The sequence below is a fragment of the Curvivirga aplysinae genome, assembly GCF_009711445.1.
Lineage (GTDB): Bacteria > Pseudomonadota > Alphaproteobacteria > UBA8366 > Aestuariispiraceae > Curvivirga > Curvivirga aplysinae.
This window is the reverse complement of record NZ_SMMC01000175.1, coordinates 20185-27902: the sequence shown is the minus strand read 5'-3', so window position 1 is coordinate 27902 and position 7718 is coordinate 20185. Positions and strand designations below refer to the sequence as shown.

8 protein-coding genes are annotated in these 7718 nt (G+C 44.2%); 7 read left to right on the top strand and 1 reads right to left on the bottom strand.

Annotation, left to right across the window (positions count from 1 at the left end):
• A partial coding sequence (locus E1160_RS08790) for an alkaline phosphatase family protein (protein ID WP_218048800.1) occupies nucleotides 1-1383 on the top strand: 1383 nt, incomplete at its 5' end.
• 190 nt (nucleotides 1384-1573) lie between these two features.
• On the opposite strand, the gene E1160_RS08785 is transcribed toward E1160_RS08790, so the two are convergent.
• Nucleotides 1574-2515 carry a LysR family transcriptional regulator gene (locus E1160_RS08785; protein ID WP_155154774.1) on the bottom strand — a complete coding sequence of 314 codons (942 nt, stop codon included), beginning with the start codon at nucleotides 2513-2515 and terminating at the stop codon, nucleotides 1574-1576.
• A gap of 236 nt (nucleotides 2516-2751) precedes the next feature.
• Here E1160_RS08785 and pcaF point away from each other — a divergent pair, with 236 nt between their 5' ends.
• Genes pcaF through paaE form a run of 6 tightly spaced genes read left to right on the top strand, consistent with a single transcriptional unit; the run spans nucleotide 2752 to nucleotide 7700 of the window.
• Nucleotides 2752-3957: a 3-oxoadipyl-CoA thiolase gene (gene pcaF, locus E1160_RS08780; protein WP_155154773.1), complete on the top strand. Its 1206-nt coding sequence runs from the start codon at nucleotides 2752-2754 to the stop codon at nucleotides 3955-3957.
• 16 nt (nucleotides 3958-3973) lie between these two features.
• Entirely contained in the window at nucleotides 3974-4978 is a 1005-nt protein-coding gene (paaA, locus tag E1160_RS08775; RefSeq protein WP_155154772.1) for a 1,2-phenylacetyl-CoA epoxidase subunit PaaA, read from the top strand.
• Between the two features lie 39 nt (nucleotides 4979-5017).
• The gene (gene paaB, locus E1160_RS08770) at nucleotides 5018-5302 is read left to right on the top strand and encodes a 1,2-phenylacetyl-CoA epoxidase subunit PaaB (RefSeq protein WP_155154771.1); all 285 of its coding nucleotides are present in this window, start codon (nucleotides 5018-5020) and stop codon (nucleotides 5300-5302) included.
• Nucleotides 5302-6060 carry a 1,2-phenylacetyl-CoA epoxidase subunit PaaC gene (gene paaC, locus E1160_RS08765; RefSeq protein ID WP_155154770.1) on the top strand — a complete coding sequence of 253 codons (759 nt, stop codon included), beginning with the start codon at nucleotides 5302-5304 and terminating at the stop codon, nucleotides 6058-6060. Before paaB ends, paaC begins: the two co-directional genes overlap by 1 nt.
• An 18-nt stretch (nucleotides 6061-6078) precedes the next feature.
• Nucleotides 6079-6603, top strand: a complete 525-nt coding sequence (paaD, locus tag E1160_RS08760) for a 1,2-phenylacetyl-CoA epoxidase subunit PaaD (protein ID WP_155154769.1) — start codon at nucleotides 6079-6081, stop codon at nucleotides 6601-6603.
• Nucleotides 6604-6623: 20 nt separating this feature from the next.
• The gene (gene paaE / locus E1160_RS08755) at nucleotides 6624-7700 is read left to right on the top strand and encodes a 1,2-phenylacetyl-CoA epoxidase subunit PaaE (protein WP_155154768.1); all 1077 of its coding nucleotides are present in this window, start codon (nucleotides 6624-6626) and stop codon (nucleotides 7698-7700) included.
• Nucleotides 7701-7718: the final 18 nt, after the last annotated feature.

Genomic DNA, 7718 nt, shown 5'->3' with positions numbered 1-7718 from the left:
TCATTAGAAAAACTAATCAAAGCCATGGAATTTCTCTATTTAACGGCTTGTTTTCTGTCATTAGACTGTCATGAACCGGATTTAAGTTTCCGCACGATAAAAATAGATAGTGAATGTGTTGGGATCATGGCAAAACTTATTACGATCATGATTGACGGGATTAGCGCCGATTTATTTGAGCGTCACCGTAAATTCATGCCTAATCTTGACTGGTTGGCAGAAAAGGGCGCACAAGTGGAAGGTGTCAGCCCTGAAATGTGTGGCACATCCATGCCTGGACGCGCATCTATTATTAATGGCACGCCTCCATCTGAGCATGGTATTTATGCGAATAAGATTTTTGATGAAGATCAAGGCGTTTTTCGCTGGTCAAATCCTTATGACTTTCTGACAGAGCCGTTACCTCATTATGCAAAAGCACAAGGTTTAGATGTTGTAAATCTGGGTTATGGTATGGTGAAACCTGAAGATTGCAGCGTTTATTACGGTCCGTGGTGGGTAGAAGAAATGCTAATGCGTGGACGCGATCAAGATCCGACCTCATCCGATGAAAATTGGATCAAGGCATCTGGTATCGTTGACCCTGAAGGTCGCCTTCAAGTGTTAAAAGATAAAGGTTTCTGCAGTGATGTTGTGGTTCCGGGTGAAAAGGATCCTGAATTATTGTTGCAGCGTGGTATGCTTGCTGATCAACAATTCCTTGATATCGTCGCCGCTTTCACAGCATCCGAAAAACAACCTGATCTGATAATCGCAGAAATCGGTATTACCGATTATTACATGCATAAGTTCGGAACGGACCATCCATTGACAGATTTGTCCTTCCGTGTGGCTGATGCACAAGTGGGCGCTTTGATCAAACATATGGAAAAAGCCGGTGTTCTTGATGATTATAACTTCCTCATCTTGGCGGACCACGGTCATACAGCCATGCAAAAAGGTATGTATGTAGATAATTTACTGGATGAAGATGTGAATTGGTCAAGCGAAGGTGGCGTTTTGCTGGTTTATCCGAAAGACCAAGCTCAAGCAGATACAGTAACGGCAAAGATGACAGAGGCGGGTATCGAACTTTGGGGTAACAACCATTATCCAGCTCATCTCAAAGATAAGATGTTAACATTTGTTGTGCCGGAAGGGTCTGACATTAGTTTTGAAAATGCTAAAAATGGTAGTACCGATTTATTTGGACCTTCAAAATATAAATCTAATCATGGTATGCGGCCGGGGCGTTGGGATGATTTCCGTTTCTGCATTTTTTCTGGTCCCGATGTGGCGAAAAAGAAATTGCCGGTGGCTGAAACCATCAATATTGCGCCAACCATGGCTAAGTTATTAGGGGTGGAAACGCCATGGAATGCGCAATCCTTAGATATTTTCTAGGGATTGAAGAAACTTGAGAGATAGATTGAGCGGCATAAATGCTCTCTATTTCTTGAAAAGGGATTATGTATAGCAGTTATGAGTTTCCTAATTGCTTGCATAAGATCGCTGTTGAGTATTCGACAGTAGATCATTATCCGGAGACTTCCCGACAGTCGCAAGACTGTCGGGATTTTTTTTAATTGCTCGATTAATTATTTTCCGAAAGTTGGCAATAATCCATGCCGGTTTGAATAAGGCGATTTTTTAACCACTCACAGAATGTTGTGACCTTTGGAAGCGGAAGTTTGTTTGGAAGAGCCAAGTAATGTGCTCCATCAGAAGGCATTGTATATTTGTGCGCTAATACAAGCCGTCCATCCTTTAAGGCATCTTGGGCTGAAAAACTGCGTGTTAGAAGTAAGCCATTACCATTGCAGGCTGCTTCTATGGCCACGTTACTGGTGTCGCATTCCAGAATAGGCATGGGGATGAAGTTCGGCATGCCTTGGTTTCTAAACCAGTGACGCCATGTTTCTCTTTCGCCGACGACATTGATAAGCGGAAGTTGGGAAATTCTCATCGCATCATTATGTATCGGATAGAGTTTCAGAAATTTAGGACTGGCAACAACTTGCATAATCTCATTGGTCAGGCGTTCAATTTTCATGCCTGTCCATTCACCATGGCCGTTACAAATTTCTAAATCAGCATCGACGACTTCATTTTGTGAAGGCCAAACCGTCGACATTAATCGAATACTGATATCTGGATTATGTTGATAAAAATCCGGCAGGTTGGGCAGAAGCCAGCGTTGCATAAAGGTGGCGCCGCATTTTACCGTCAATAAAGTACGCTTTTTAGATCCGAATAACTGCTCGGTACTGGTCTGCATGCAATTAAAGGCTTCGGTTAGTGTCGGTAAATAGGCCAATCCTGCTTGAGTTAATTCAAGCTTACGAGCCTTACGAATAAACAACTGTGTGTCCAGATATTCTTCTAGCTGTTTTACATGCTGGCTTACAGCGCCTTGGGTCACGTTTAGTTCTTCCGCGGCACGGGTGAAGCTTAATAAGCGAGCGGAGACTTCGAAGGCGCGTAAAGCATTTAATGGAGGCAAGTTTCTATTCAGTTGTTCCAAGTTTTTCACCATGACTTAATCGCAGATGTTAGCTGTATAGGGCTAAAGTCCTGATTTGGGAAGTCTTATCGGGTCATGTTCAAGTTAAGTAAAGAGGTTTCGTTATGGATATTTTTAAAAACATCACAAAAATTATTGAAAAATTGATTAATTTGTGATTTATAATAAGAATAGATAAGAAAAAGCATATATTATCTTGGGACAACACGTCTTTGAGATAGGCCCTGTTAAAGGATTGGGAGATCGAAATGAAAGACGCATTTATATGCGATGCTATCAGAACACCGATTGGTCGTTATGGCGGTGCGTTATCTTCCATTAGAACAGATGATTTGGGAGCGATCCCCTTAACGGCCTTGATGGATAGAAATCGCGATGTGGATTGGTCAAAAATTGATGATTTGATCTATGGTTGTGCCAATCAAGCAGGGGAAGATAATCGTAATGTCGCGCGTATGTCTGCGCTTTTGGCGGGTATGCCGATTGAAGTGCCCGGTGCGACGATTAATCGACTTTGTGGTTCCGGATTAGATGCAATTGGTACAATTTCACGTGCGATCAAATCTGGCGAGAATTCTTTGGGAATTGCCGGGGGGGTCGAAAGTATGTCCCGTGCCCCATTTGTAATGCCAAAAGCAGATGTGGCGTTTAGTCGTGCCAACGCTGTTTACGACACAACAATCGGTTGGCGGTTTGTGAACGATAAACTTGATAGGGCATATGGCACAGATTCTATGCCCGAAACTGCAGATAATGTAGCGGAAGATTTTAATATCTCACGTGAAGATCAAGATCGTTTTGCCGCAGAATCCCAATTGCGCTGGGCGAGGGCTCATGAGGCAGGTGTGTTTAAAGATGAGATTATTCCTGTCTCGGTTCCACAACTGCGTGGGGATGATATTGTTGTCTTTACTGATGAACATCCACGCCCGGGAACAGAAGTAGAGAAACTTGCTAAACTACGTGGGATTAATGGTCCAGATTTATCTGTGACAGCAGGAAATGCGTCAGGAGTAAATGATGGGGCATGTGCTCTTCTATTAGCGGATGAAGATGCAATTAAGGTTAATGGTTTGACGCCAAAAGTGAAGGTTTTAGGCATGGCAACCGCAGGTGTAGCTCCGCGCATTATGGGTATTGGTCCTGTACCAGCTGTTAAAAAAGTCTTGAAACAAACAGGCCTAACCATCGATCAGATGGACGTGATTGAATTAAACGAGGCCTTTGCTGCGCAAGGTCTAGCCGTGCTTCGCGAGTTGGGCGTTGATGAAACGGCACCTCATGTAAATCCAAATGGTGGGGCCATTGCCATTGGTCATCCACTGGGGATGAGTGGTGCACGTTTGGTGACGACGGCCATGTATCAATTGATGCGTATAGGTGGGCGCTATGCACTTTGCACCATGTGTATTGGTGTAGGGCAGGGCATTGCCTTGGTTCTTGAACGCGCATGAATGTGGGAGAAAACAGATGTATGCACAAATGGTAAAAGCAGATGGTAAAGGCGTTAAATCCCGTGAAGAGATGGATGCAGAAGAACGTGCCTTTCAAGATAAAATTGACCGTGATGTAAAGATTGAGCCAAAGGATTGGATGCCGGAAGCCTATCGTAAAACCTTGATCCGTCAGATTTCTCAGCACGCTCATTCTGAAATTGTGGGGCAGTTGCCCGAAGGAAACTGGATTACGCGTGCGCCGACATTGGAACGAAAGGCAATTCTTTTAGCAAAGGTGCAGGACGAAGCTGGGCATGGATTGTATCTTTATTGTGCAGCTGAAACCCTTGGTGTGTCGCGTGATGATTTATTGGATCAGCTCCACAGTGGTAAGGCGAAATATTCATCCATCTTTAATTATCCAACATTGAATTGGGCGGATATCGGCGCGATCGGCTGGTTGGTCGATGGGGCTGCAATTATGAACCAAGTGCCGCTTCAACGTACATCCTATGGCCCTTATTCCCGTGCCATGATCCGAATTTGTAAGGAAGAAAGTTTCCATCAACGTCAGGGTTACGACCTGATTACAAAAATGGCCCAAGGTACCAAAGAACAAAAGGCGATGGCCCAAGATGCGATGAACCGTTTCTGGCGGCCTTCTTTGATGATGTTTGGACCAAGTGATAAAGATTCTGTGCATTCAGCTCAATCCATGGCGTGGAAGATCAAGATCAATACCAATGATGAACTTCGCCAGAAATTCGTCGATCAAACTGTGCCTCAAGCGGAATATCTTGGGCTTGAAATCCCAGATCCTGATTTGGAATGGAATGAAGAACGCCAATCCTATGATTATGGTGAGATCAACTGGGATGAGTTTTATCAGGTTATTTCCGGCAATGGCCCATGCAATAAAGAACGCTTAGGTGCCCGTGTGAAAGCATGGGAAGACGGCGAATGGTTCCGTGATGCGCTAACTGCCCATGCCGATAAGAAAGCAGCTAAGAAGAAAAAACAACAACAGGACGCAGCTTAACCAAGCGCGCCTGATTTTGAGATCAGAGAGGAAGTTACAATGTCAAAAGAATGGCCACTTTGGGAAATTTTTATTCGCGGTCAACATGGGATGTCTCATCGTCATGTGGGTAGCCTTCATGCGCCAGATGCAGAAATGGCAATTCATAATGCCCGTGATGTTTACACGCGACGCAATGAAGGTGTGAGTATCTGGGTTGTAGAAGCAAAAAATATTTCTGCTTCAGCACCAAGTGAGAAAGGGCCACTTTTCGATCCATCGAATGACAAGGTTTATCGTCATCCAACATTCTTTGATATCCCTGAAGAAGTGGGTGCAATGTAATGGCTGACAAAGACGCTCTCTTTAAATTTCTATGCCGGATGGGGGATAATTGCCTGATCATTGGGCATCGTAATTCTGAATGGTGCGGTCATGCGCCAATTTTGGAAGAAGATATTGCACTTGCCAATATTGCGCTGGATTTTATTGGCCAGACACAGCTTTGGTTAGGTCTTGCGGGCGAAGTGGAAGGCGAAGGTCGCACGGCGGATAATCTAGCTTATCTGCGTGATGCTTTTGATTTCAAAAACTTCTTATTGGTTGAGCAGCCTAATGGTGATTTTGCGCAAACCTTAACCCGTCAGATGTTATTTGATGCATGGCATTTACCAATGTTGCAGGCGTTAAAAGAATCCTCTGATGAACGGATTGCAGCAATTGCGGAAAAAGCAGTGAAGGAAGCGAAATACCATCTGGAACGCAGCCGTAATCTTTGCCTTCATATGGGCGATGGGACTGAAGAATCCAAACGTCGTATGCAAGATGCCATTGATCTGCTTTGGCCTTATACGGGTGAGATGTTCAAATCCGATAACGTGGATGAAGCAATGGTAGCCGCAGGTGTTGCTCCTGATTTAGCTGATATCAAAGCTACATGGGATAACTTCATGGATGAGTTCTTTGCCGAAGCCGAATTGGTGAAGCCTGAAAATGCTTGGTTCCAACAAGGTGGCAAGACCGGTACTCATACAGAACATATGGGTTTCTTGTTAGCAGATATGCAATTCTTGCAACGCGCTTATCCGGGCGCGACTTGGTAAGATTAAGGATTTAATCCAATGTCTGTGGAAATCTCACATAATCATAATTTGCCGGAGGAGGCCTTGATCTGGGACTGGTTGAACAAAGTGCCAGACCCGGAAGTGCCTGTGGTCTCCGTCGTGGATTTAGGTATTGTTCGGGATGTGGTTTGGCAAGATGATGAATTGAAAGTGGTGGTGACACCAACTTATTCAGGTTGTCCGGCAACACGTGTAATTTCCATGGATATTGAAACCGCCTTGCGCGATAAGGGGATCGAGAAAGTTTCTATCGAAACGCGTCTTTCCCCCGCTTGGACCACAGATTGGTTAAGCGACGCAGGCCGCGACAAGTTACGTGAATATGGCATTGCCCCGCCAAGTGGCGAAACCACTTGTGGCATCACAGGCAAAGATAACACAGGACAACCGGAAACCATGGCCTGTCCGAAATGTAATTCAACAAATACGAAATGTGTCAGTTGGTTTGGCTCAACACCTTGTAAGGCGAGCTATCAGTGTAATGACTGTCTGGAACCATTTGATTATTTCAAATGTATTTAAGATCAAAGGGGAGTTTGATCATGGCGAAGTTCCATCCGTTAAAAGTTGTCGATATCCGTCAGGAAACCCGCGATGCTGTAGTTCTGACCTTGGAAGCTGCTAATGGAAATATGGATGAGTTTTCTTACGTCCAAGGACAATATGTAACTTTCCGTAAAGAATTTGATGGCGAAGAATTACGTCGTTCTTATTCGATCTGTTCGAAAGTTGGTTCTCCCTTTATTCAAGTTGGTATCAAGAAGGTACAAGGTGGTGTGTTTTCCTCCTGGGCCAACGATGAATTAAAGGCAGGTGATGTGTTGGAAGCCATGCCGCCTATGGGTAACTTCCATGTGCCAATTTCGAAAGGGGATACGAAACATTATCTTGGCTTTGCTGGTGGCTCAGGCATTACGCCGTTTATGAGTATTATCAAAACAGTTCTGGAAGAAGAACCAGACAGTCATTTTACCTTGCTTTATGGCAATATGCATTCTCATAGCATTATGTTTCGTGAAGAATTGGAAGATTTGAAAAACATATATCTTGGTCGTTTAAGCGTGATCCATGTATTGGAACGTGAAACGCAAGAGATAGAATTATTCAACGGGCGTATCGATAAAGAAAAATGCGCGAAACTATTCAATGGTTGGATCAATCTGGATGATGTGGATATGGCCTTTATTTGTGGACCAGAACCAATGATGATTTCCATCTCTGAAAGTCTGAAAGAACACGGTTTAGCAGGTGACAAAATCAAGTTTGAGTTATTTGCCCCATCTAAACCAAGTTGCGCTGGCGGTAATATGCATGACAAGGCTGTTGCGGATGGTGGGCCAAAGGTTGAGGCAACTATTATCATTGATGGTCTATCCCGTAATGTGGAAATGCCAAAGGATGCCGTTTCTATTCTTGAGGCTGGCTTGGATGCAGGCATGGACTTACCATATGCCTGTAAGGGTGGGGTCTGTTCCACTTGTAAATGTAAGGTGGTTGAAGGTGATGTTGAAATGGATACCAACCACGCGCTGGAAGATTACGAAGTGCGTGCAGGTTATGTCTTAAGTTGTCAATCCTATCCGGTTAGCGATAAAGTGATTGTCGATTACGACCAATAAAGAAACGATCTGAAAGAA